This is a genomic window from Candidatus Thiosymbion oneisti, from assembly GCF_900092655.1.
Lineage (GTDB): Bacteria > Pseudomonadota > Gammaproteobacteria > Chromatiales > Chromatiaceae > Thiosymbion > Thiosymbion oneisti.
The window spans coordinates 15,931-36,605 of sequence record NZ_FLUY01000704.1; the positions used below are offsets into that span (position 1 = coordinate 15,931).

Below are 20,675 nucleotides of genomic sequence, written 5' to 3' on the forward strand. Positions count from 1 at the left end.
AGCTCAGTGCCACGCAGCATTGGGCGCCTGAGCCCAAGCGTTAGCTCCAACAAAACCGAGGTGTTCTCAAATGCCATTTAGTCAGTTTAAAAATATTACCGAGGTTCAAAAAGAATACAAAATAAAGTACGAGGAAGGTATTTTTATATCGGCGCTGGATATAGTCGTTCCTCAAGCTTTTATAGAAGAGTTTAGGTTTAATAAAGAGAATATTGATATATTTTCTTCTGAAGCTTCTCGAAGCGAACTGATAATATCTCCGTTGCTAAGAGAGATATATAAAAGACACAGTAAAAATTATTCGTTTTGGATACAAAAACCAATATCATTTAACGAAGTATTATCTGGAACACCTGACTATATTTTTTCAAAAAGATCAGCACTCGGGAAGACAGTCCTTGAAACCCCAATCGTTATTGTCGTTAAAGCAAAAAAGAACGACTTTGAACAAGGCTGGGGACAATGCCTGGCTGAATTAGTAGCATCACAAAAGATCAACAACAATGAAACAAATTCGGTATATGGAGTGGTTACTGATGGAAATTTATGGCAATTTGGTCGATTGCAAGAGCATCTTTTTACAAAAAACGAAAAAAACTACACCATCGATAATATGCAAGAATTATTTGGAGCACTAGAACATCTTGCAACCCTAGTCGAACAAGAGAAATGGAACTAACATGCGGCTTAACCGGGCAACCCAAAGCGGTGCACCTTTCGGCTTACCGCTTTGGGCTGCCGGTTAGCCTTGACGTTATATTTCAAAGGCAATGAACAAAATACGTCTTCCGGTGGTGTTGATCCTCCTTTTCATCGGCTGCGTCAGCACGGCGACAAAGGCAGCAGAGGGGACACAAGTCAAGCATATTGTCTTGTGCTGGCTCAAGGAATCCGGCAATCCTGCCCATCGGCACAAGATTATCGAGACATCGCGTTCATTCCGCAAGATCCCACGTGTCCTAAAGGTAAGTGCCGGCGAGGTGATTCCGAGTGATAGAGAAATTGTCGATGACAGCTTTGATGTCGCTATCATGCTCACTTTCGCCAACACGGATGATATGAACGCCTATCTGGAGCACCCCTTGCACAAGGATGCTGTCCAAAAGGTCCTTCTGCCTCTGGTCAGGAAGATCGTGGTGTATGACTATACGGAGGTAGTGTTCTAACTCCGTTGCTACCGAATCGGAGAACCTTCTCTCTGGCTTCTACACTCCAGCGTAGGAGCAAATCCAGACGCTCCAGCGTCATGAAAAACCTTGGCCGCTGGAGCGTGGGAACGAGCCGACAAAACCATTAACTCGGATAGCTGTCAAGTCTCCCCGCTTTTAGCTGCCGGCTATGGCAAGTGTTGGATTCACAGAAGAAATAAGACGAATTCGAATGATTGGATTGCTGACTATAATAAAAACAAACTGGCTTGCTTTCACACTGTTTACTCTTGTAGTCATAACGTTTTTATCTCTCTGGCCACTCGATGAATTACCATCAGTACCGGGAACCGATAAAGCCCATCACATAATAGCTTATGCGATATTGGTGTTACCGACAGCATTACGTAAACCAAACAGATGGCTATTATTCGCTTTGTTTTTTATAGCCCACGGTGGTGCGATTGAATTATTGCAGCCGTACGTAAATCGTTATGGAGAATGGTTGGATATGCTTGCAAATACCGCAGGTGTAGTTTGTGGCTTTATTATCGCAGAGATTGTTAATTTCTTTTTCCCTGTCATTCCAAACCGTTCCAGGTAATGGCTGTGAAAAATCCAACAATCTGTGAAAATCTGCGTGATCTGCGGATTAAATACGCGTTTGCTTTGCATCATGCCCTATCCACCACTAATTCTAGCCTCCAGCTCCCCCTTTCGCCGCGCCCTGCTGGAACGTCTAGGGATACCCTTCACCACCGCCGTGCCCGATGTGGACGAGACCAGGCGACCGGATGAGTCTCCCCAGGAGCTGGTGGTGCGGCTGGCGGAGGCAAAGGCAAGGGCGGTAGCCGAGGATCATCCGAACGCCCTCATCATCGGCTCGGATCAGGTGGCTTACCTGGACGGTGCAGTAATCGGCAAACCGGGGAACCGCGCCCAGGCCATCGCCCAGCTCACCCGCGCATCCGCACGCCAAGTCGCCTTCTACACGGGCCTGTGCCTGCTCAATACCGCTACCGGACGCACACAGCTCTGCTGCGAGCCCTTCCGGGTCCATTTCCGGCAGCTGTCGCGTGCCCGTATCGAGGCCTATATCGATCGCGAGCGGCCCTTCAACTGCGCCGGGAGCTTCCGATCCGAGGGCCTCGGCATCGTGCTGTTCGAGCGCCTCGAGGGCGAGGACCCGAACGCACTCGTGGGTCTACCCTTGATCCGGTTGATCTCCATGTTGGAATCGGAGGGAATCGATCCCCTGGAGTCCTTGAGAGATACCTGATGGGTGCAATCCTGAATCATTCGGCGTTGCCGGGAAGGATGGTGTCTAATGGACAGTATTTACAGGATTACCCAAGATTTACAGGATTTTTTTATTTAATGAAGGCATTCTGTGAATCCTGTAAATCCTGTACTATTTAAGGATCTTGCATGGCGGCAAGCAGCAATATCACACCCTACAGAATTAACCAGGTTGGTATTACCAACATCCAAAGGAGTACCGGCCAGTACAACAGCTTAGGAATCAAATTATCTCGGTAACGGATGATGTCCGTATAGCGGGATCTTCCCAACACGAAAATGAATGTATTCGCAAGGGATAAGAATATCTTCAGATACATTATCAGGTAAAAATATTCCATGTATACCAAGCCTGAGCCGGCAAACTGGCTCCTTACCTGAACATGAGCAAGCAATATGATAAAGAGGACTGCCGAATAGGTAGCAATTGCACCGGTTACACTGAACCCAATATGCTCAGCTAGATCTTTTTTTCTCGACACAGCAAGCAGTTGTGCGAAAAGTAGTAACGCCACGATAAAAAGCGGGACCAAATTGATGATAAACGCATCGATGAATTTTCGATGAATCCTGATATTAAAAAAAAGATCAATGAACAAATAATCTTCAGCACTGGTGGACGATTCGGGATCCGGCCCATAATATCCGAAATTCGTATCATAAGGTATTTCCTTATAACTGAAGAATGTTTCATCGACATTCCATTCACCATGCACCATTTCAAAATCCAATCCGAAGGTGCGCTTATTCGTCTTTTTATATGCACCAAAGTCCGGGGTTAGAAGGATGTCATTTGAGGTCTGCTTCGACCAGAGCCGCAGCCAGACTGTTACCGTATCGAGTGGATAGTGTGAATAATCGAAGGATTGCCGGACAGTTACATCGAAATACCATCCCACCAAATCGTATTGAATGCCATCCCGTTTTATGGGTAACTCATAAGATTTGGTTAAAAGAGTGTCTGCTGAGTTTACCTGTTCCGCAAAGACGATACCTTTTTCGAAGTCCTTTGGGAAATCATTGGGATATGTTTGCCAGACAAAACCCGTAACATTCACATCAGTGGCAGTAACGAATGCCAGTGACTGTATGAAAAAAGCCGTTGGTATTGGATAGGGCCTATGCCCGGTCTTAAATTGGGCAACGTCATGACGGTGTCGATGGGATTGGAGGAAACCTTCTAATTGCGATTTATTGCGAATTATATGTGCATTTCCCTCATACGGATGGGAGTGGTTCGACCACTTATAAGTCATCACAGCAACAGCCATTACTGAAACGAGAAAAGATAAAATCCATAAACGTATAATATGCTTTTCCATTCTCCAATTCCCTTAATTGTCAAATCCTGCGAGATTACAGACCAATGCCATTAAGTTAAGCATCACCGGCGCCGTTCGTGATTGATTGAGCGCTGCTTTTCGTCGTCCTCTCCCCAACCCCTCTCCCGCCGGGAGAGGGGCTTTGAGGCTTAACTTAACGGCATTGGATTACAGACTGGTATATAGTTTCAGATAATCCTGAACTGTTTGGCACAGCCTGGAGGACCGGACTCGCGAAACTTCAGACCCACCAGCGGCGGGTAAACTTCAGCGCACGATCGGGTAACCGTCGGCCCCACTCAAGCGCATCAGGGATGCGGCGATTGCGGCGCCGAGGCGATCCGCCAGGTGTTCGAGCAGGTCCTTCTTGGTGCTGTACTTGACGATCTTCTCCGCTCCGATCAGCTCGCGTGCCACATAACTGCTGCTGCCGAGCCCGTCGGCCAGACCAAGCGCCACGCTCTCTTCGCCACTCCAGAAGAGGCCGCTGAAGAGCGCATCACCCCCCTTGAGGTGCTCGCCCCTACCCGCGCGCACGACCTCGATGAACTGCCGGTGCAGCTGGTCGAGGACCCCCTGGAGGAATGCGCGCTGTTCCTCATGCAGGGGCGAGAAGGGATCCAGGATTCCTTTATTTTGGCCCGCCGTCAGTAGGCGGCGCTCGATGCCCAGCTCCCGGAGGGCCTCGACGAAGCCGAAGGCATCAATGCGCACACCGATGGAGCCGATCAGGCTCGCCTTGTCCACATAGATGGCGTCGGCGGCAACAGCGATATAGTAGCCGCCCGAAGCACACAGATCCGCCGCCACCGCGTAGACCGGGGTGTCCGGATGCTGCTTGCGCAGCCGCCGGATCTCGTCGTTGATGTAACCGGCCTGCACTGGGCTGCCCCCAGGGCTGTTGATGCGCAGGATGATGCCCTTGGTGTTGTCGTCCTCATAGGCCCTACGCAAGGCCTTGATGATGCGATCCGCGCTGGCACCGGTCTCCGGGGCGATGAGGCCCTTCACCTCCACCAGTGCCGTATGCTCCTCACCGGGGGCAACGTGGGTGATGAAGTCGTCGGGCCAGAACAGCACCAGCAAGGCAATCAGGTAGGCGAAGGTCAAGAGCTTGAAAACGACACCCCAGCGGCGGCTTCGCCGCTGCTCCTCGAGGTGGTCCAGCACCACCCGATTCACCAACGCCTGTTCCCAACCTTCGTCCCCCGGGGCGGGCATGGCCTCCCGCCGTTTCCAGAACCGCCAGCTCATACCACCTCCTCCCGCTCGAACCAGGATCGCAGCTCAGGGAGCGTCTCCAAACAATCCAAGGGCCGTTGCGCGAGCAATCGCCCCCGTTCGTGAACCCCATAGCAGACTGCCAAGGCACTGGTACCGGCATTGCGTGCCATCTGCATATCGTATTCGGTATCCCCGACCATCAGGGTCTCCGCACCGGTCACCCCGAGCTCGTCCATGATCTGCAACAGCATCTCCGGATGGGGCTTGGAGCAAGCCTCATCGGCGCAGCGGGTAGCGTGAAAACGGTCGGCAAGACCCGTATCGCCGAGGATGGGATCAAAGCCCCAGCGGCTCTTGCCGGTGGCCACGGCCAACAGATAATCCCTTTGCAACAACCAGTCCACCAGCTCCTGAGCGCCGGGGAACAGGGGCGAGGGAGGTCCATCAGCGCCACCGTCATGGTAGTGGAACCGATAGCGGTCGGTGACTCGGCTGCGCTGGGTATCATCGGCCTCGGGCCAAAGTCTGACCATGGCATCAGCGAGGCTAATCCCAATGATATCGCGCGCGGCCTCGTGGCTGGGCGGTTGCTTACCCATGTCGGTGAAGGCCGCCTGGATAGAGGCCACGATCTTGGCCTCCGAATCCATGAGGGTCCCGTCCCAGTCGAATACGATCAACTTGAAGTCCATTGGGTGGTGGCTAATTCTTAAATGATGGCATAGTCAACTGGCTGGCAAGAGATCCGTATTATAGCGGTGCAGGAAGAGCTTTAAACAGACCTCATGCATAATGATGCATTTGGAGAAAGAGAGCGTTTTTTCCTTTTAACCAAGCACGCAATGTTTGGCGACAGATCCCATGACTCCTTTCGATCCCACGCATGCTTGATCGTTCTTGATAAGCTTTTATAATGAGGTCTTTCGCTTCCTCTGTATAACATACTTGGGGTTCAAGCACACCATAGGCCCCACAGGTTTTACAATGATATTGCTGGTTGCCGCATGCATTGATGCCATTTTTTCTCAGTTCGTTGCTGTGACATTTGCGGCATGTGTGCATTTTTGTTCCAATAATCATAACTGAAAACTCCTTGGTTAAATTTACAAATGGATCACTATATTATATCATTTAATAATTAGCCACCACCGTCGGCGGTCTGGCGTTCCCGACAATAGACCAAGGGACGGATGACACGGATGTCTCCCTTATCGTTCAGATACCGCGCCTTCATGGTCCGCAGTTGCCCACTGTGGAAGAAGGATAGCAGCAGACTCTCGGCCAGATCGTCCAGGTGCTGAGCCAGGGCCAGCACCCCGTAGCCCTCGCGCCGGCAGGTGCCGTACATGATGCCCCGCTTCATGCGGGCACAGTAGGCACAGAAGGAACCCCCGTCCATCCGTTCCCTGGTCTGCTCCAGGATGGGATGTTGCTCATAGAACCAGGTCACGCCCAGGCGGTCGTAGTAGGCTGTGAGCGGGCCGGGGTCGAATCCGGGTATCTGCAGATCGACTGTGACCACCCCGAGCGCAAAACGCACCGGGGCATAGGTCCGCAGGTGGCGCAAAACAGCGAGCAGCGACAGTGAGTCCTTGCCGCCGGAGACGCCGAGCAGGATGCGGTCGCCGTCGCGGATCATGGCGTACTCGGCAATGGCCCTCCCCACCCGGCTCAGGAGTGACCTGGGCGGTTGGATGCCGGGCCGGCTCATGGACCCGGCGGCCGGTCCGACACCGACACCGAACAGCCTGGAACGGCTATACTTGCGACATCATTCGCTTGGGCATCAACCAGCATGGAGTTCATTATGCAAGAAATCGTCGTTATCGGCATCGTCGTGCTCGCGGTCGTCATCATCGTCCTGGGCGTCAAACAGGTCTCTCAGGGCTCCGAATACACGGTCGAGCGGCTGGGACGCTACACCCGCACCCTGACGCCTGGGCTACACGCCATCATTCCTATCATCGACCGGGTCGGCTCCGAGCAGAATATGATGGAGCAGGTACTCGACGTCCCGTCCCAGGAGATAATCACCAAGGACAACGCCATGGTCACGGTGGACGGAGTGGTCTTCTTCCAAGTCCTGGACGCGGCCAAGGCGGCCTACGAGATCACCGGTCTCAAGCACGCCATCCTCAATCTGACCATGACCAACATCCGCACCGTCATGGGCTCCATGGATCTGGACGAGCTGCTGTCCCAACGCGACAAGATCAACACCCGGTTGTTGACGGTGGTGGACGATGCCACCACGCCCTGGGGCGTGAAGGTGACCCGCATCGAGATCAAAGACATCTCCCCGCCCCGGGATCTGGTGGACGCCATGGCGCGCCAGATGAAGGCCGAGCGCGACAAGCGGGCTTCCATCCTGGAGGCCGAGGGTTCGCGCCAGGCAGCGATCCTCACGGCCGAAGGTGAGAAACGGGCGGCGATTCTGGCGGCTGAGGGCGAGCGGGAGGCGGCCTTCCGCGAGGCGGAGGCCCGGGAGCGCCTGGCCGAGGCGGAGGCCAAGGCGACCACGGTGGTCTCAGCGGCCATTGCCAAAGGCGATGTCAATGCCATCAACTACTTCGTCGCCCAGAAATACACCGAGGCCCTGCAGCAGATCGGCAGCGCCGAGAACCAGAAGGTCGTCATGCTGCCGTTGGAAGCATCCAGCCTGATCGGCTCCCTGGCCGGCATCGGAGAGATCGCCCGCGCGGCCCTCCAGCGCCCCGGCGGAAAGCCATCGGTACCGGAATGAGCCGGCATGAACACGGGCTGGATCACCATGGTCGGTCCCTGGCACTGGGTCCTGGTCGCCATCGTCCTGCTCATTTTGGAGGCCTTCTCACCCGCGGCCTTCTTCCTATGGCTGGCGATCGCGGCTGGAACCGTGGGGCTGGTGCTGGCGGTCTTTCCGGCGCTGGACTGGCAGGTCCAACTGGTGCTGTTCGGCGTCTTCAGCATACTGAGCCTGATCCTCGGTCGGCGCTACCTCAAACGCCATCCCATCGCCACCGACACGCCCACCCTCAACAAGCGCGGGCACCAATACATCGGACGGATCTTCACCCTGGACCAACCCATCGTGAACAGTACCGGAAAGCTGCGGGTAGACGACACCATCTGGAAGATCAGCGGACCTGATTCTGGCGAGGGGACCCAAATGCGGGTGACGGATGTCGATGGTGTGGTGTTACTCGTAACCCCTGTGGACGAGGATTCGCGGTCCGCAGCCTCCTGATCCCGCAAAGGCAACCAGCGCCTAATCCGTTCTTTTCCTGGCAGTGCTTAACATATAGTGGTCGTGTAGTTCTTCCAGCGGGGAAGAAAAAGGTTCAACTAAAATCAGTGTATTAGTTTCTAGACAGCCTCTCAGGCACAGCCTAACGTGTGTACCCTGGTGATCCTGCGGCGACCCGGCCACCACTGGCCCCTGCTGCTGGCCGCGAACCGCGACGAAGTACGCCATCGCCCCGCGGAGCCCCCGGCGCGCCATTGGCCGGACCGACCCGCGGTCGTGGCCGGTCTCGACCACACGGGAGGCGGGAGCTGGTTGGGCATGAATGACCAGGCAGTGGTGGCAGCGGTCATGGACCGGACCGGTTCCCTGGGTCCGGCTCCCGGAAAACGCAGCCGCGGTGAGCTGGTCCTGGAGGTTCTGGACCACGCCGAGGCCAAATCGGCAGCCGGCGCCCTGGCCGATCTCGACCCGGCCGCCTACCGGCCCTTCAACCTCCTGGTAGCCGACACCCAAGACGCCTATTGGCTGCGCCATGGAGGCGATGGAGAGATTCGGGTCCATCCGATCCCCCCTGGACTGCACATGCTCAGCGATACCGAGCTGGACGACAGCGGCCACCCGCGCATCCGCAGCTATTTGCAGCGTTTTCGGAGCGCCGAGATACCTGACCCCCGGCACGGCCGCTGGCAGGCCTGGAAGGACCTGCTGGCGAGTCGGACCTACCCGGCGGAGGCAGGCCCCACCGCCGCCATGAATCTGGAAGAACGTCCCAACGGTTTCGGCACCCTCTCCAGCGCCCTCATCGCCGTGCCGGCCTATCCGAGATTCGCATCGCCACCACGCTGGCTTCACGCTGAGGGGCCCCCGGATCGCTTTCCTTTCGAGCCCGTTGATCTAGGGCGGGCCGGGTAGGTCGGGTTAGCCGCAGAGACGCGGCCTAGCCCGACGCAGAGGTGGCGGATCATGCCCTGGGCAGGATCTATCCGATGCACCGGATCGAAATCGGGATCGCAACCGGAATCTCGACTTCGATCCCGATCCCGATCCCGATTCCGATCCCGATTCCGATTCCGGGCATGCTGCATCCCAATCGACCTGGCTACCCGGCTGATGCGGTTTGCTGAGTGCCAACAGGCTCGTAGGGTGGGCTGTGCCCACCAGCCAGGCAGGATGTTGGTGGGCACAGCCCACCCTACGACGACCGGCTACGGATCATCCCCACGGAATTGCGGGAACCAGGGAAATTCCAGCATTCACTCCTTGACGGTGTCTCCCCATTCGACTTTTCGCCCAATAGTGGTCTGGATGGCGTCGATCTGGGTGCCCTTGAAGAGCTCGAACAACCGCTCCGCCTCGAAGCGGGGTTTCGGGTCGAGGTTCGAGTCGGCGAGGTCATCGAGGCCGGGGAAAGTCATAGTGTAATCGGTCCGTCCGGGGGTACGGCAGAGCATGATGTGTTGCTTGAAGTCGCGCCAGAATTCGGAGCCGTCGATGTTTTTTTCCACCTGCTCACGGAATGCCGAATTCCCGTATTCCAAGGCGCGGTCCTCCATCAGCCGCAGTTGCACCGACAGCCGGAAATGCTCCGAGGCGGCGGCGATGGAAATCCAATCGGCGGCCAGCATCAGCTCGGTGCGGTCGACCATGAAATCCTCGAAGAAGGCGCCTTGGATGGCGAAGATCTCCTGCAGGCGTTCCTCACTCGGCTCGCCCGAGAGGATGAGGAGCAAGTCGTCCCAGCCGTCGGTCAGGAAGAGGCAGTCATTGGCATGTAATAACCCACCGATCTGCTCGATCTGCAACCGACGGTCCGGCAAATCTTTATGTCCATTGTAGGAATCATTCCTTTTGTCCCGCGCTCGCAGCAGGCGGCAGAGGGCATCGACACGGGCGTAGCGTTGGGTCAGGGTAACCGAGAGGATCGCCAGTACAGGTATCCGTTCGTCGTCCGGAAAGGGATCAGTGCGATCCAACCGCACAGGGACTGCTTGCTCGCGACGCACGAAGAAGGCCGGAAACTCCTCGTCCTCCCATTTTGGTTCCGGCGGAGCACAGTCGGGCTGGGGGAACTGGGGAAGTGTGCAGCGGTACATGGGACGGGTTTTGATCCAGGTCACTAGGTCGTAACGTCCTAAGACCCCCTCGTAATAGCGCTTTCCGTGCTGCCCGGATGTCTCTTCCTCCTGCGGTGGTCGGCAGACGGTACGTTCCCCAGCCCAGTGGTAATCTTTTTTCGCGAAGCGGTCCAGCCAATAGGTCAGGCGATCCGGATCTTCTCCACCCGGCTTTTTTTCCTTGGTGGGATAGCTGCCGGCGATTGCAATGCGGCCAATGAGATAATAATCGGGCACATGGAGGTCATTGCCAGGCCGGAACGCTTCGATCAGACGCCGTATCCGCTTGTCCGCATCCCCTTTATCCGCCAGACGAGTACCCTCCAGGTACCCCATGAGGGGGTAGACAGGGTTGCCGGGCTTTAGCTTACAATCCCTGAGAATCTCGATCAGCCGGTCCAGCTTTCTGCGGAGCAATTTGTCCAGGGTGCGCAGGCGCTCTTCATATCGTTGGGAAGAGGAGTCGGGATTAATTGTGCGCTCGGAATAGAATTTCAGTCCACGGTGTCTAAACCAAGCATAGAGATCGCGCCAGGTGAGTGCCGTGTATCGCTCAGCAATTCCCGGCGCTTCTTTGTTGAACTCAATGCGCTTTTCTTCTTTGCGCATGGCGCTGGGAGGAAATCTACCGAACAGGTCGTCTTCGAGTTCTCCGATGTACTCTTTCAGCCAATCCTGATCACGCGGCTTTTCATCCTGCTGGTAGCCAAGCCATTTTTGCAGCTTGTCTTGTAGTGCGGAATCCAACTCCGACCAGCGCGGCTTGTCCTCGAATAGATACTCCAGTTGGTGTACAACGATGAGCAAGTAGTGAAAGGCAGACTGACTCTGATCGTAATGGAGCTCGAGGGCGAGCTGGTAGAACTCCCGACCCAGGGCGGCGTGGCACTGTAGATTCGCGATCCAGTTGCGGCCCTGTTCGCGTGGTCCGCCTTGATCATCGAAAAAATCGATCGCTCGGGCCAGCATACACTGCCAGGCGATGTCATAGATGTGCCGGAAGATAGTCGGTTTGGTTCCTTCGGTTTCGTTGCCATCGAAGTAATGGTCAACGAACCACTGCTTGGTCTCTTTTTCTTCCATTCCTTCGCAAGGGTATCCTGGTTGGCGCTTCTGCTCGACCAAGCGATCATAAAGATGCCCTTGCACGGATTTAGGCAGGCGCCGCGAGAAGCGGGGGAAACACCAAGGTGCCCGGCTTACCCCTTGATCCTGGCTGTTGGATTTCTCGTCGGATGCCTCGTCACTTATGTCATCCTCGGAGCGCATCTGGCGCCAATGGCGGAAATCCGCGGCCGCATCGGAATGTCGGGCCAATTCACACAGACGTCGACCCAGGGAACGCCAGTAGTGCAGTTGGGAGCGGTTGGGTCCATGTAGGCGATCCAGGAAATCGAGCATGGCCTCCGTCAAGTCGAGCACGCCTTTCTCTAATAGGGTATCCAAGGGGGGAGACGGATCCAGGTGGTGGATTGCATTGAGCCAGGTTGCGGTGACCCGTAGCCGCAGATACCAATCACGCTCCCGGTCCAGGAAACCCCCGTGGCGCTCCAGATGGTAGGTGAGCTCCAGGTCGTAACATCCATCCGGGCGGTCGAAGAAGATCTCCAGGCCGGTGCCGGCGCCGGTAATCTCCTCGAACAGCGCTAATAAATAGCCGTGACCCTCCACGGTGGCGGCCAGCAGATCGCAGGCGAGCTCGCGGATCAGAGAATGGCGAAAATGCGAGGACAGGCGTCTTTTATCCTCGTGCTTGTCGAAGCTGCGCAGGCAGTGGTCGAACAGCCGCAGTAGGCGCCCGAAGGGGTCCTGACAGGCGATCAGCATGTCCTCGTCGCCATTTCTGTAGCGGCGATTCACGGCCTCATGGGCCACTTCATGGGCGAGCACACTCTGCAAATCCGGCCGTTCCGGCATCCAGTAGGAGGAGTTGATGAATGAGGTGTGCCGTGCGTCCTCGTGCTCGGCCGAGGTTTGGTGGAGATGGGTAAAGGAGCGGGAGGTAAAATCGTGATTCCAACGGTGCATCATCGGTCCCCGGCTGGCAGGGAGAGGGGCGGCTATACGCTGGGAGTCCAGCAGCATGGTGATCGACCGTCCCATGTCACGGCAGCGGTCCGTCAGGAAGCCGGTGTAGATCCCTTGCTCCCGGCGTCTGGTCAGGCTGGGCCTGGGGTGGTCCTGAAACCCCATATCCAGATCGCGCTCGAACTGTGCCTGCAGATCCCGCAGGCGCTGAACATAGTCGTAGATCTTGCGTGTCACCCCGGCGCGCAGGACCATGAACCGGGCCAGACGTTGGGTCCCGCCCTGCTCCTTCGGATAGGGATCGGAATCAATGACCCGAAAGGCCCATAGGGCCCACCAGCAGAGGGTCAGGCGATCCGCCACCAGATCGGCCTTGATGTCTTGCAGGGTCCTCAGGATCAGATAGTGGCGCTTTTGATCCAGACTCCAGTGGCCTTGGTTCCAAAATTCCCGGATCTTGGCTTGGAGCTTTCGCGTTGGGTCGTGCTTATCCTCTGATGCTTCATCTGATGCTTCATCGTCGGCGACAAGGCCCGGTATGGGATAAGGCACGACCCATTTCGAGGCGAGTTCCTTGGCGGAGAAATCCGGTCGGCACAACTCCTGATACCAATCAACGCCTTCGGTCTCTTCTTTCGACCTGCCCCAGATGTATTTCTCTTCCCGGCGCAGGAAACGGTACAGAACGGGCGCGTGCAGGTGATGAATCAGATTGACCTGGGTGTGACGGTACTCGACCAACAGGGTATCAATACGTTCGAAGGTATCGACCCAGGCCACAAGGCCCAGTATCTGGCGCGGATCGGTCTTTTCTGGAATGTTGCCCGTCTCTTCGGCTTTCGTCATCATTCCGCTCCTAGGCGATCGGCTTCGAAATTCGGCTCGCGACTGAGAGGCTGCATAAGAGCTGACCCATTGATTGTCATTTCGAGCGAGGCGAGAAATCTTACGCCCAAACAACCTTCCGTGGCTGAGTTTCAGGTCTGGGCGCATGCGGATGCTACGTCCGTCAAAACTCTGGACGGTGGTAGCAGGTACGCCGCCTAAGACCTTAGCTAGCTACAGCACTCCAAACAAGGGAATGGCGAAAGTGAGATTTATGCCGGCGACGGCAACTACCAGAGGTACCGACAGCTGGGGCAGGGTTTGCAGGAGATAGGTATTCTCAAGAGCATGGGTGAGATAAGGTAAGCGCGACAGATATTTCAGAGACACGCGACACTCCCGCTCAAAGGCACAGACGGCATGCCATAGAAAACCCGCGGCAAACACGGTCCATACCAAGATTAGGAGAACTGCCTCTTTCGCTTGAAACAAAAAGGCCAGTATGACCAAAACGAGCACGACCAGCTGACCCGCGACCACGGGGCCGCAACGGGTAGTGAGCCAGCGCCGAAAGCCCCGGTCGCACCAGATGTCAGCTAGGGACGGTTTAACCAGGGATGGTTTGGAGGCAAAATAGTCCTTCAAGGCTGCGCGTTCCAGAGCCGCTTGGACGCTCCCGTCGTTCGCTGCGGACCGGTATCCTCTGCCGTAGGGTAGACAGGTGCCGAGTCGGCGTCCTAGACGTCGTAGGCCATGTTTGCCATGGGACAGCAAGGCTCGAAAGAGGCTGCACTCGCCGGATCTCGCAACCAACTCAGGTGCCCCACCGTAGAGTGCATCCATCTGTGGCGGCCAAGTGCCCCACAGATCGGAGAGTACCTCGCGGCGTAGCACGTAGAAGACGAGAAAGGGATAGAGCCAGACCATCCAGACAAAGACCACGAGCGATATCCCGAGGGAGTACCACAGGCTAGGTGAGTTGGAGCCCGAGTTAGGCGAGTTGGAGCCCAGGGAAAAAATCACGGAGAACACGAAAAACAGGGCGAATCCGAGAAACCACCAGCGCAGCCCGTTCGGCCACAGATAGATGGCATCCGATCTCCCTACGTCTGCTCCACCCGTGCCCCCATCCCGCCACAACACAAAAGGTGTGGGCCAGGAGTAGTACCAACTTGGATGGCGCAACCGCGACCGCCAGCGCCAAACAAACACCGACGACCGCCGGCGCAACGCGCGCAAACGCTCTTTCATTCGGAGCAGGTTCAAGTAAGGATAGGACTTATCGGCGGAAAGGGTGCTCCCGCTCCCAACGCCACTCCGGATCAATCAGCCCGGTGCCGGTGGGGACATACCGCGGCGGCTCCGATCCTCGGTCCCCTCCACCCAAGACCATGAACCCCTGTATCTGATTCTTCAGCATTTCCATCTGGTCCCGGTCACGGGAAGCCCGCTCGCGAATCCCCTTGACATCCGTTTGCAAACTCTCGATGTTGGATTCGATACGGCCTACTGCGTCTGCCAACTGCTGGATAGTTTCGTTAAGACGCATCATTTCACTCCTCTTTATTCGGGAAAGTAGACAGCGGCTCCTTAGCCGCTAACCACGGGTCAGGGGATGCAGAGCAGTATGCCGGATGAGCATAGGAAACGCGCCGGTGACAACAGACGGGGGATAAGCACAGATCCCCGCGTAACCGTAGCCCACCGGGAGGGTGCGGTAGTGGTGGGCACAGCTCAAGTTGGTGGGCGTAGCCCACCCTACGGGTCCTGCTCGACGTGCCGCAATTTGGGTTAGGTGGGAAAGGGCCACGATTGGGACCTGAGAAGGATAAATGCCAACAGCCCCCTTGGCATCAGACCCATTCCGGGTTTTGCGGAACCGGCGCTGCTCCCTTGGGACTCTCTGCCAACCAAGGTTTTACCGAATCAACACCCACGGCAGCTATGCTGCATTTCATCTGGCCCTATATGCCATTTTTCAAAACCTGTCTGGCAAAAAAGGTAAACCCTTGTCTATAAAGCTGTACCCAATCTGCTCGGAACAGAGATTTGGCATATAAATCAATGCATTACGTTTTTTCCAGACAGGTTCTCAGTCTTATCAACGACTTGTCTGACGAAAAATCGCAACAAATATAATTACACCATAAGAATACAGCCATAACAAGGTTGCGTTAAGACGCCGGCACTGACTTAGCAGACGATCAGTGCGCCTTTGGGCGTCGAACGCAACCCGTCAAACCCTGTCCCGACGTAGGAGGGATCTTTCTTGTCCCGACGCAGGAAGGATCTTTATCATTCAGGATTGCTCAACCCAGGCTGTGGCTTGTTATTCGCTTTGAACAAAATGGCGTACAGGGTAGGGACCACGATCAAGATGAGTAGGGTCGCGAAGCCCAGGCCGACCATCATGGTGATCGCCATGTTGACAAAGAAGACATCGGGCAGGAGGGGGATTAGGCCCAGGATGGTGGTGCCGGCGGCCAGGATCACGGGGCGCATGCGGCTTACGCCCGAGTCCAGAATGGCCGCGTGGGGGGCCTTGCCGGCAGCGATTTGCTGGTCGATCTCCTCGATGAGTACGATGGCGTTCTTGATCAGCAGACCGATCAGGGATAAAGCGCCAAGCAGGGACATGAAGTCGAAGGAGGCGTCGAGGCCGAGGAGGCCGGCGGTGATGCCGATGACCGCCAGGGGTACGGTGAGCCAGATGATCAGGGGTTGGCGCAGCTTGCCGAACAGCAGGATACTGACCAGGATCATGGCTATGAAGGAGGGGGGCAGGACGCCGAACAGGGAGCCCTGGGCGTTGGTCTGATCCTCGTATTCGCCGCCCCAGGTCAGGCTATAGCCGGGGGGCAGCTCGATGGCCTCGATCTGCGGGCGCAGGCGTGCGAACAAGGGAGCGGCCAGCGGGCCCCTGGGATTGGCGGAGGCGATGATGGTCTGCATCCGGTCCCGTCCACCGATGACCTGGTTCTCCCACTGGATCTCGAAACCGCTCACCACCTGGGCGACCGGGATGGCGCGCTCCAGCACCGGACTCCAGACCTGAATGTCCTGGATGTTGGTGACATCGGCCCGCTCCTCGGCCATGGCCCGGGCCAGGATGGGCAACATGCGCTCGCCGTCGCGGTACAGACCAACCCGGGTACCGTCAAAGGCGTACTGGAGGGCGTTGGCCAGATCCACGCGAGTGATACCGAGCTGACGCCCCACCTGCTCGTTGAACAGGGGACGTAGCACCTTGACCGGTTCGCGCCAGTCGTCGCGGACCTCCTTGGAGCCGGGGTCGGCGCGCATCAGGGCCTTGGCCTGTTCCGAGAGCGTGCGTAACACCTCCGGATCAGGGCCGTGGAAGCGGGCCTCGATCTTGCTGTCGCGACCGGGGCCGATCAACATGCGCTTGAGAATGGGGTCGGTCCAGTAGAGCTCCTCGCGCAGGAATGCTTCGACCTGTTCCCATACCTGGTCGATTTGCTCCCGAGTCTCGGTCTGGACGATGATCTGGGCGTAGGCCGAGGTGGTATCCTTGGTATCGTAGACCAGGGTAAAGCGCTGATGGGGTCCGCCGATGGCCGAGCTGGTCTGGGTCACGCCCTCAAGCCCGCGCAGATACTCGGACACCCGCAGGGTATCCTCACGCGTCTTGCGGATATCCGTGCCCTCCGGCTCCCAGACGTCGACGAAAAACAGGGGGGTGTTCGAGTTGGGGAAGAAGGCCTGTTTGACGAAACCGAAGCCCCACAGGGAGAGTACGAACAGTCCCCCGACCGTCACCACCGTCACCCAGCGGAAGCGCAGGGCCGTACTCGCCAAGCCACGATAGATGCGGAAAGGGGCGGCGGCATAGGCATCCGTCTCCTGACCGGCGGCCTTGCCGGGCTTGAGCAGCAGGGCGCACAACAGGGGTGTGGTGCTGATGCCCGTAATCCAGGACAGGGTCAGAGAGATCAAGATGACATAGAAGAGGGAGTTGGCGAACTCCCCGGTGGCATCCTGGGAGAAGCCGATACCGGCAAAGGCCAGGATCCCGATGACGGTGCCCCCCAAGAGGGCCCAGATGGTCTTGCTGACGGTCTCGCTGGCCGCCCGCACCGGGTCCATGCCGGCATTGATGCGGATCAGCATGCCCTCGGCGACCACAATGGCGTTGTCCACCAGCATCCCCAGGGCAATGATCAGGGCGCCCAGGGAGATGCGTTGCAGCTCGATGCCGTAGATAGCCATGATGAACAGGGTGCCGGCGACGGTAATCAGGAGCACGGCGCCGATGATCATCCCAACCCGCAGGCCCATGAACAGCAGCAGCACAACGAGTACGATAAGCACCGCCTGGGCTACACTGACCACAAAGCCGTTGACCGATTTATCCACTTCCTGGGGCTGGTCGTAGATGGCTTCGAGCTGCATGCCGACCGGGATGTTTGCCTCGAGCCCCGCGAGCCTGCGGCCAATGGCCTCGCCCACTTCCACCACGTTTTTGCCCGCCTGCATGGAGATCCCGATGGTGAGCGCCGGCTTTCCCTTGTGGTAGTAATACTTGGTCGGGACGTCGACGTAAGCGCGGTGAATTTCGGCGATGTCGCCCAACCGCACCAGCCGTTTGTCCGCCGAGCTCACGAGCACGTCGCCGATGGACTGTACCGAGACCGATTCCCCGGTGGGCCAAATGCGCAGGTATTCGTCCCCGACGTCTACATTGCCGGCATCGGCGGCGATATTTTGGGACTGGAGCACGTTGCGGATACCCGCCAACGAGATCCCCAACTCGCCGAGCCGGGCGCGGGAGAGTTCCAGATAGGCGACCTCCTGCTGTTTGCCGTCGATGACGATCTTGCGCACGCCGGGCACCAGCACCAACTCTTTCTTCAGGTAGTCGGCGGTGTCCCACAGGTCGCGCCAGCTGTAGCCCTCGCCGCTCAGGGCGAGATAAACGCCGTACACGTCGGCGAAACTGTCCACCACCACGGGGGGCTGGGCACCCGGCGGCAGTTTGTGCAGCATATCGGCGATCTTGCGCCGCAGCTCGTCGTAGATGCCGGGAAAATCCTTGCCCCGATACTTGTCCTTGAACTCGATGGTGACGTCGGACAGGCCGGGACGGGAAATGGATTTCTTGATCCATTTCACCTGCTCCATGAGCTGAATGGCCTCTTCCACGTGATAGGTCACCTCGTCCTGCACCTGCCGGGCCGATGCCCCCGGATACAGGGTGATGACCTTGGCCAGCTTGACGGTAAAGGCGGGATCTTCAAGCCTGCCCATGCCCTGAAAGCCCCAGATGCCTCCCCCCAACAGGATGACCACCAACAGCCAGGAGATGACCGGAGTCTTGACCGAGTACTCACCGATGTTCATAGCGTAAGCCTGTGTGCTGGTGCTTCACGCGAAGCGAATCGATCACAGCGCGACGGCGGTTGGTATGCCGATACCCTCGCCCGCGGTCCGGCATCGGCACGGTCGGTCGCGAAGGTTTGTCCGTCGCTCTCGGAGCTCGGTCTTCACGAGCCCGGACCCTCATCGGATCTGGGTTCCGCCTCCTCGTGTTCCGGGAGTAGCCGTACCTGCATGCCCTCGGCGAGATAGCCGACACCGGCGACGACGACCCGCTTGCCGATCTCCAGGCCAGCTTTGATCTCGATGGAGCTCCCGCGCATGCGTCCCACCTCCACCGGGGTTTTCGTCACCTTCATGTTCGCCTCATCCACCACCCACACGAAGGGCTCCAAATCCGAGTCCGCGGTGACGGCGGCGACGGGCAGGAACAGCAGCGGTGCTCCGTCGGTGACGCCGCTGAAGTCGGCCGTAACGGTGGCAGTCATGCCGGGGAGCACCAGAAAATCCTTTGGAGCGGGCATGGTGAAGGTGACCGCGAAGGTCTGGGTAGCGGGATCGGCGCGGGTGGCAATCTCGCGCAGGGTCAGGTCGAATTCCTCACCGGGCCGGCTATCGAAGGAAGCAGTAACCGGGATCGCGCCGGGCTCGGGGCCTTCGCCGCCGGAGGCACGGATGCCGAGGATAACGGTCTCGGGAACATTGATCTTGACCTCCAACCGGGAGCGGTCATGAATCGCGAATATCGCCTGTTTGGCCTGGACCTCCTCGAAGGGCTCTACGTAACGCTTGGCGATCGTGCCGGCAAAGGACGCCTTCAGCCTGGTGTAGGCAAGATCCTGATTGGCTCGCTCCAGGGCCGCCCGGGTATTCTTCCACGCGGCCTCTTTGGCATCGTAATCGGACCGGGAGATAAAGCCCTTCTTTACCAGCTCCTTGGCCCGCTTGAAATCCTTTTGGGCGCGGTCGAAACTGGCCTGGGCGTCCTTGACTGCGATCTTGTAGTCCGTGGGATCCAGGGTGGCCAGGATCTGCCCCTTCTTCACCCGATCTCCCTCTTTAACCGCCAGCTTCTGAACGGTTCCCGCTACCCGGAAGGCCAGCTCCGCCTTGTGCAGGGCGTCGATGCGAGCCGGAAAGCGGCGGATACCGCCGACATCCGGCGCCTGCACCAGGGCGGTCTTGACCGGGCGGCTAACCTCTTTCGCAACCGTCGGTTCGTCCTCCGTGCAGGCAGAGAGCAAAACCGGGACGAAAAAGGCAGCCGAAACGAATGAAAGGAGTCGGTGGCGGGTCGGGCGGGAATACTGGTCCACAGTTGTACGTCCTCGCGGTCCGGGTAGAGGTTGATAGGCTAACACGGTGTTATCCTACAAGAGAACCATAACCCAAACGGAGAAAACCGATGCAAGAACCCGAATGCCCGAAAGCAGGCCCTTATACCCTCGAGCTGGACGTGGGCACCTATTGGTGGTGTGCCTGCGGTCGCTCCAAGAATCAGCCGTTCTGCGACGGCTCACACCGGGGAACCGGCATCCAGCCCATGGAGCTGGAGCTCACCGAGGCGCAGAAGGTGTGGTTGTGCGGTTGCAAGCGCAGCGGGGACAAGCCTAGGTGCGACGGCGCGCACAAGAAATTGGTGTAGGTTGCGTTAAGACGCTGGCACCGGCATCACAAGAGATCACCGAGCCTTTATGCGTCGCAACGCAACCCGTCCGGTCCCCCAAACAGAGCCAAATCGTTCAGGATTGCTTGCGGGACAGACCGCGATGCGTTTGGACGTACTCTCGCAAGGCGGCGTTTATGTGGGTTTGGTATTTGCCACCTTGGGCTTCGAACCACTCCAACTGCATGACAAAATTGTAGTTACAGTCGATGATATTGGGAAGTCGGCGCGGGGACCCATTTCCAGTAGGTCAGGGTTAGACTCTCCCGTCCACATCATCGCCAAGGGCTAAGAGGCTGTCTAAAAATTAAGATACTGATTTTAAGACATAAAATCTGAAATTTCGCGCTCGTTCCCACGCTCCAGCATGGGAACGCCATCTTGTCCGCTCCAGCGGACTCAGCTCCTCTAGGCGTTGGCTGTTAGCCTACCGAGGCGCTTAATCGACGCTGGAGCGTCGGGATCTGCTCCCACGCTGGAGCGTGG

19 protein-coding genes and 1 pseudogene are annotated in these 20,675 nt (G+C 57.4%); 9 read left to right on the forward strand and 11 right to left on the reverse strand.

Annotated features, from left to right (window positions below; genetic code table 11):
* The first annotated feature begins 70 nt into the window (after positions 1-70).
* From BQ17_RS07620 to BQ17_RS07635, 4 genes are all read left to right on the forward strand, one after another.
* The gene (locus tag BQ17_RS07620; RefSeq protein ID WP_089725814.1) at positions 71-679 is read left to right on the forward strand and encodes a hypothetical protein; all 609 of its coding nucleotides are present in this window, start codon (positions 71-73) and stop codon (positions 677-679) included.
* A gap of 91 nt (positions 680-770) precedes the next feature.
* Positions 771-1,166 carry a Dabb family protein gene (locus BQ17_RS07625; protein ID WP_089725816.1) on the forward strand — a complete coding sequence of 132 codons (396 nt, stop codon included), beginning with the start codon at positions 771-773 and terminating at the stop codon, positions 1,164-1,166.
* Between the two features lie 214 nt (positions 1,167-1,380).
* Positions 1,381-1,752, forward strand: coding sequence for a VanZ family protein (locus tag BQ17_RS07630; protein ID WP_089725817.1), 372 nt, complete (start codon positions 1,381-1,383; stop codon positions 1,750-1,752).
* Between the two features lie 72 nt (positions 1,753-1,824).
* Positions 1,825-2,427 carry a Maf family protein gene (locus BQ17_RS07635; protein WP_089725818.1) on the forward strand — a complete coding sequence of 201 codons (603 nt, stop codon included), beginning with the start codon at positions 1,825-1,827 and terminating at the stop codon, positions 2,425-2,427.
* A gap of 175 nt (positions 2,428-2,602) precedes the next feature.
* Here the strand turns inward: BQ17_RS07635 and BQ17_RS07640 are convergent, their stop codons facing one another.
* The 5 genes and pseudogenes from BQ17_RS07640 to BQ17_RS07655 all read right to left on the reverse strand — a co-directional run.
* Complete coding sequence (locus BQ17_RS07640; RefSeq protein WP_089725819.1) at positions 2,603-3,769, reverse strand: hypothetical protein; 1,167 nt, start codon at positions 3,767-3,769, stop codon at positions 2,603-2,605.
* Positions 3,770-4,036: 267 nt separating this feature from the next.
* Complete coding sequence (locus BQ17_RS07645; RefSeq protein WP_089725821.1) at positions 4,037-5,023, reverse strand: S49 family peptidase; 987 nt, start codon at positions 5,021-5,023, stop codon at positions 4,037-4,039.
* On the reverse strand, positions 5,020-5,685 hold the full coding sequence (locus tag BQ17_RS07650) for an HAD-IA family hydrolase (protein WP_089725823.1): 666 nt from the start codon (positions 5,683-5,685) through the stop codon (positions 5,020-5,022). The genes BQ17_RS07645 and BQ17_RS07650 overlap by 4 nt, the downstream gene beginning before the upstream one ends.
* A 91-nt stretch (positions 5,686-5,776) precedes the next feature.
* A complete protein-coding gene (locus BQ17_RS20445) occupies positions 5,777-6,073 on the reverse strand; it encodes a transposase-like zinc-binding domain-containing protein (protein WP_141699157.1) in 297 nt (98 codons plus the stop codon).
* 70 nt (positions 6,074-6,143) lie between these two features.
* Positions 6,144-6,704, reverse strand: a pseudogene (locus tag BQ17_RS07655) (tRNA 2-thiocytidine biosynthesis TtcA family protein); the annotation flags it as partial.
* Positions 6,705-6,800: 96 nt separating this feature from the next.
* On the opposite strand from BQ17_RS07655, the gene BQ17_RS07660 reads away from it, so the two are divergent.
* The 4 genes from BQ17_RS07660 to BQ17_RS21615 all read left to right on the forward strand — a co-directional run bounded on the left by BQ17_RS07660 (position 6,801) and on the right by BQ17_RS21615 (position 9,343).
* Entirely contained in the window at positions 6,801-7,736 is a 936-nt protein-coding gene (locus tag BQ17_RS07660) for an SPFH domain-containing protein (RefSeq protein ID WP_089725825.1), read from the forward strand.
* 6 nt (positions 7,737-7,742) lie between these two features.
* Entirely contained in the window at positions 7,743-8,219 is a 477-nt protein-coding gene (locus tag BQ17_RS07665; RefSeq protein WP_218068162.1) for an NfeD family protein, read from the forward strand.
* Between the two features lie 147 nt (positions 8,220-8,366).
* Positions 8,367-9,131 carry an NRDE family protein gene (locus tag BQ17_RS07670; RefSeq protein WP_089725827.1) on the forward strand — a complete coding sequence of 255 codons (765 nt, stop codon included), beginning with the start codon at positions 8,367-8,369 and terminating at the stop codon, positions 9,129-9,131.
* A gap of 74 nt (positions 9,132-9,205) precedes the next feature.
* Complete coding sequence (locus tag BQ17_RS21615; protein WP_176722342.1) at positions 9,206-9,343, forward strand: hypothetical protein; 138 nt, start codon at positions 9,206-9,208, stop codon at positions 9,341-9,343.
* 129 nt (positions 9,344-9,472) lie between these two features.
* On the opposite strand, the gene BQ17_RS07675 is transcribed toward BQ17_RS21615, so the two are convergent.
* The 5 genes from BQ17_RS07675 to BQ17_RS07695 all read right to left on the reverse strand — a co-directional run bounded on the left by BQ17_RS07675 (position 9,473) and on the right by BQ17_RS07695 (position 19,839).
* Positions 9,473-13,210, reverse strand: a complete 3,738-nt coding sequence (locus tag BQ17_RS07675) for a hypothetical protein (RefSeq protein ID WP_218068164.1) — start codon at positions 13,208-13,210, stop codon at positions 9,473-9,475.
* Positions 13,211-13,420: 210 nt separating this feature from the next.
* Positions 13,421-14,437 (reverse strand): hypothetical protein, encoded by a 1,017-nt coding sequence (locus tag BQ17_RS07680; RefSeq protein ID WP_141699158.1) that lies wholly within the window; start codon positions 14,435-14,437, stop codon positions 13,421-13,423.
* Positions 14,438-14,465: 28 nt separating this feature from the next.
* Positions 14,466-14,738 (reverse strand): hypothetical protein, encoded by a 273-nt coding sequence (locus tag BQ17_RS07685; protein WP_089725833.1) that lies wholly within the window; start codon positions 14,736-14,738, stop codon positions 14,466-14,468.
* Positions 14,739-15,481: 743 nt separating this feature from the next.
* Complete coding sequence (locus tag BQ17_RS07690) at positions 15,482-18,547, reverse strand: efflux RND transporter permease subunit (RefSeq protein ID WP_089725835.1); 3,066 nt, start codon at positions 18,545-18,547, stop codon at positions 15,482-15,484.
* Between the two features lie 143 nt (positions 18,548-18,690).
* Complete coding sequence (locus BQ17_RS07695; protein ID WP_256091512.1) at positions 18,691-19,839, reverse strand: efflux RND transporter periplasmic adaptor subunit; 1,149 nt, start codon at positions 19,837-19,839, stop codon at positions 18,691-18,693.
* An 89-nt stretch (positions 19,840-19,928) separates the two neighbouring features.
* Here BQ17_RS07695 and BQ17_RS07700 point away from each other — a divergent pair, with 89 nt between their 5' ends.
* Positions 19,929-20,168, forward strand: coding sequence for a CDGSH iron-sulfur domain-containing protein (locus tag BQ17_RS07700; RefSeq protein WP_089725839.1), 240 nt, complete (start codon positions 19,929-19,931; stop codon positions 20,166-20,168).
* A gap of 97 nt (positions 20,169-20,265) precedes the next feature.
* On the opposite strand, the gene BQ17_RS24040 is transcribed toward BQ17_RS07700, so the two are convergent.
* Complete coding sequence (locus tag BQ17_RS24040; protein WP_141699159.1) at positions 20,266-20,376, reverse strand: BrnA antitoxin family protein; 111 nt, start codon at positions 20,374-20,376, stop codon at positions 20,266-20,268.
* Positions 20,377-20,675 lie beyond the last annotated feature (299 nt).

Excerpts from the sequence above, each read along its gene's own strand:
- BQ17_RS07620 (WP_089725814.1), top strand. The coding sequence starts at position 71 with ATGCCATTTAGTCAGTTTAAAAATATTACCGAGGTTCAAAAAGAATAC.
- BQ17_RS07625 (WP_089725816.1), top strand. The coding sequence starts at position 771 with ATGAACAAAATACGTCTTCCGGTGGTGTTGATCCTCCTTTTCATCGGC.
- BQ17_RS07630 (WP_089725817.1), top strand. The coding sequence starts at position 1,381 with ATGATTGGATTGCTGACTATAATAAAAACAAACTGGCTTGCTTTCACA.
- BQ17_RS07635 (WP_089725818.1), top strand. The coding sequence starts at position 1,825 with ATGCCCTATCCACCACTAATTCTAGCCTCCAGCTCCCCCTTTCGCCGC.
- BQ17_RS07640 (WP_089725819.1), bottom strand. The coding sequence starts at position 3,769 with ATGGAAAAGCATATTATACGTTTATGGATTTTATCTTTTCTCGTTTCA.
- BQ17_RS07645 (WP_089725821.1), bottom strand. The coding sequence starts at position 5,023 with ATGAGCTGGCGGTTCTGGAAACGGCGGGAGGCCATGCCCGCCCCGGGG.
- BQ17_RS07650 (WP_089725823.1), bottom strand. The coding sequence starts at position 5,685 with ATGGACTTCAAGTTGATCGTATTCGACTGGGACGGGACCCTCATGGAT.
- BQ17_RS20445 (WP_141699157.1), bottom strand. The coding sequence starts at position 6,073 with ATGATTATTGGAACAAAAATGCACACATGCCGCAAATGTCACAGCAAC.
- BQ17_RS07660 (WP_089725825.1), top strand. The coding sequence starts at position 6,801 with ATGCAAGAAATCGTCGTTATCGGCATCGTCGTGCTCGCGGTCGTCATC.
- BQ17_RS07665 (WP_218068162.1), top strand. The coding sequence starts at position 7,743 with ATGAACACGGGCTGGATCACCATGGTCGGTCCCTGGCACTGGGTCCTG.
- BQ17_RS21615 (WP_176722342.1), top strand. The coding sequence starts at position 9,206 with ATGCACCGGATCGAAATCGGGATCGCAACCGGAATCTCGACTTCGATC.
- BQ17_RS07675 (WP_218068164.1), bottom strand. The coding sequence starts at position 13,210 with ATGATGACGAAAGCCGAAGAGACGGGCAACATTCCAGAAAAGACCGAT.
- BQ17_RS07680 (WP_141699158.1), bottom strand. The coding sequence starts at position 14,437 with ATGAAAGAGCGTTTGCGCGCGTTGCGCCGGCGGTCGTCGGTGTTTGTT.
- BQ17_RS07685 (WP_089725833.1), bottom strand. The coding sequence starts at position 14,738 with ATGATGCGTCTTAACGAAACTATCCAGCAGTTGGCAGACGCAGTAGGC.
- BQ17_RS07690 (WP_089725835.1), bottom strand. The coding sequence starts at position 18,547 with ATGAACATCGGTGAGTACTCGGTCAAGACTCCGGTCATCTCCTGGCTG.
- BQ17_RS07700 (WP_089725839.1), top strand. The coding sequence starts at position 19,929 with ATGCAAGAACCCGAATGCCCGAAAGCAGGCCCTTATACCCTCGAGCTG.
- BQ17_RS24040 (WP_141699159.1), bottom strand. The coding sequence starts at position 20,376 with ATGCAGTTGGAGTGGTTCGAAGCCCAAGGTGGCAAATACCAAACCCAC.